This is a genomic window from Kocuria sp. NPDC057446, from assembly GCF_042802875.1.
GTDB lineage: Bacteria > Actinomycetota > Actinomycetes > Actinomycetales > Micrococcaceae > Kocuria.
The window spans coordinates 1-2,337 of sequence record NZ_JBHVDI010000267.1 but is presented as its reverse complement, the minus strand read 5'-3'; the positions used below and the strand labels follow the sequence as shown (position 1 = coordinate 2,337).

At 75.6% G+C, this 2,337-nt stretch carries 2 protein-coding genes; one reads left to right on the top strand and one right to left on the bottom strand.

Translation table 11 applies throughout. From position 1 onward, the window contains the following. Positions 1 to 42 precede the first annotated feature (42 nt). Positions 43 to 1,410, bottom strand: a complete 1,368-nt coding sequence (locus ACFU0Y_RS17935; RefSeq protein ID WP_380216293.1) for a hypothetical protein — start codon at positions 1,408 to 1,410, stop codon at positions 43 to 45. Between the two features lie 179 nt (positions 1,411 to 1,589). Between ACFU0Y_RS17935 and ACFU0Y_RS17930 the strand changes: the two genes are divergently transcribed. Then, the gene (locus ACFU0Y_RS17930) at positions 1,590 to 2,282 is read left to right on the top strand and encodes a hypothetical protein (RefSeq protein ID WP_380216291.1); all 693 of its coding nucleotides are present in this window, start codon (positions 1,590 to 1,592) and stop codon (positions 2,280 to 2,282) included. Positions 2,283 to 2,337: the final 55 nt, after the last annotated feature.

The window sequence follows — 2,337 nt, the reverse complement described above, 5'->3', positions numbered from 1 at the left end:
CCGCAGGAGGCACCTGCGGGACCCGCCCCCGCGTGCCGGGAGTCAGCCCCGGCTCACGGTGACGGCCCGGGTGGTGGCGTTCCACTCGATCCGCCCGCCGGTGTAGTTCTGGGCCACGCCACTCGGGGTGCTGAACTCGTCGCCGGTCGGGTAGCCCAGACCCCGCTCGTGGCCCAGCGCCGCCCACTGCCGGCCGATGGCCCCGTACTCCTTGACCGCGTTCGAGCCGGTGCGGGCGGACCACAGGATCTTGGTCCGCTTCCCGGACGCGTCGAAGAGCTGGTAGGCGCCGCCGTCGGCGGCCCGCTGCTCGTCCGTCAGCGGCGCGCCGTAGCTGCTCGCGTAGCCGCCGGCCGCGAACTTCTTGCCGATGGACCCGCCGTAGTCGACCACCCGGGTCCCCGTGGTCCTGGACCAGTACAGGGCCTTGTCCCGGCCGTCGGCGCCCGCGAAGCGCTGGTAGACGGAGCCGTGCCCGGAGGCGTACTCCGCGCTGACCGGAGTAGCCCAGGCCGTGCCGCCCCGCGCGGCCCACGCGCGCCCGATCGCGCCGGTGAGCTGGTAGCCGTTGACGACGTCGTTGCCCGCCGGCGAGACCGTCTGCGGCTTCGGGGCCGCACCGGTGTAGAGGCGGTCCACGTCGTCGCCGACCAGGTCGGCCAGGTCGTAGTTGGTGTGGTGCAGCCCGGGCATCACCACGCGGTCGGCCTTGGCGAACCCGGCCTTCTGGTAGGCGGCGGCGCCCTTGCCGGCCGCCTCCAGCGCGGACCAGGTGGACGGCTGGGTGGCGCCGTAGCTGTCGAGGGAGCCGACGTACCAGGTCGGGTCCGTGGCCTTGAGCGCGGCGTCGGGGGTGCTCTCCAGCCTGCCGTTGTAGACGCCGCCACCACCGATGAGGGTCGAGCCGCCGCCGCGGATCCAGCCGGCGCGGTCGGAGAGCACCTCGGTGGAGATGAATTCGGCGCCGCCGGAGTACCCGGCCAGGTGGACGCGGGTCGCGTCGATGCGCTGCTCGGCGACGATCCTGGCCGCCAGGGCGCGGAACCAGTCTCCGACCACCTCGCTGTTGGAGGTCCAGGACCGGTTGGCCGGGGCGACCGGCACCACCAGGATCATGTTCTTCGCCGCGGCCCGGGCGGCCATGGTCCTGAGCACCGAGGTGCTGGGACGCTGGGCGTAGTACTGGCCGTCGCCGTCGAAGTAGAAGACCACCCCGACGGACTTCGAGCGGTCCACCCCGTCGTCGTAGAGGTGGTACTGGGAGGAGATGCCGGCGGCGGTGTGGACCGAGTTCATCGTGGAGGCGTGGGCCGGGGCGGCCGTACCGGCCATCGTCCCGGTGAGCAGCGCGCCGGCCAGGAGGGCGGCGGGCAGGGTGGTCGTGGGCAGGGAGAAGGAGGGCAGCTTCATGAGGACCTCTTGGGGGGAGAGAGGACGGGGGGCACAGCCGGGGGGACAGCTGCGAGTGCGGCGGAACAGCCCGTTCCGTCACATGAGCAGGGTATTGCATTAGTGAACGTGATGGGCGGAGCGACGTCACGTTACGATGTGCTCCAGCCCCCCTCGCTTCCCCCGGAGAGACCGCCCCCATGCACCTTCGCCCCCTGGCGCTGGCCGCCCTGCTCCTCCTCGCCCCCGCGCCGGGGGCGGCCCACGCCGCCGAGACCGAACCGTCTCCCCCGCCGACCGCCGACTCCCCCGCGAGCACACCTCCCCCCGGGCTCCCGGACGTCGACGCGCCGGCCGATCCGCTCCCGCCGGCGGACCCCGCGGCCACCCCTGAGGCCGAGGGCGGAGCCCCGGCGCCGGACGCCGGCAGCACCCCGCCGGCCGCACCGTCCTCCCCCGGCGGGCAGGTGCCGCACGCACCGGGGGGAGCCCCCGCCGAGCCGGAGCGTGCCGGTGACGCTCCCGCGCAGGAGCGCCGCGCCGGCGACGACCGGGCCCAGGCGGTCCGCGGCACGCCGCCGGGCGCGGACGCGGCGGAGCCGCCCGCCCTGGAGCGCGCCGCCCTGGTCGGTCCCGGCACGGCCGCGGCCCACCGCCCCGGGTCGGGGGCACTGGTCCCGCAGGACCCCGAGGCCGGAGGGCAGCTCCTGGCGGGACGGCAGCAGGTGGTCCCGGGAACGGTCACGCGCATCTCACTGGGCACCGTGACCCGGGTCCCGGCGCAGGGCACGACCGGGGACTCCCTCGTGGGACGGGTCGTGGGGCTCTCGGCGCTGGGGGCCGGGGCGGCCGTCGTCGTCGCCCGCCGGTCCCGGGCGCGGCGCGCCCGCTGAGGCGCACGGGCCGCGGACATGAGAAAGAGCCCCGCACCCGGGATGCTCTCCCGGG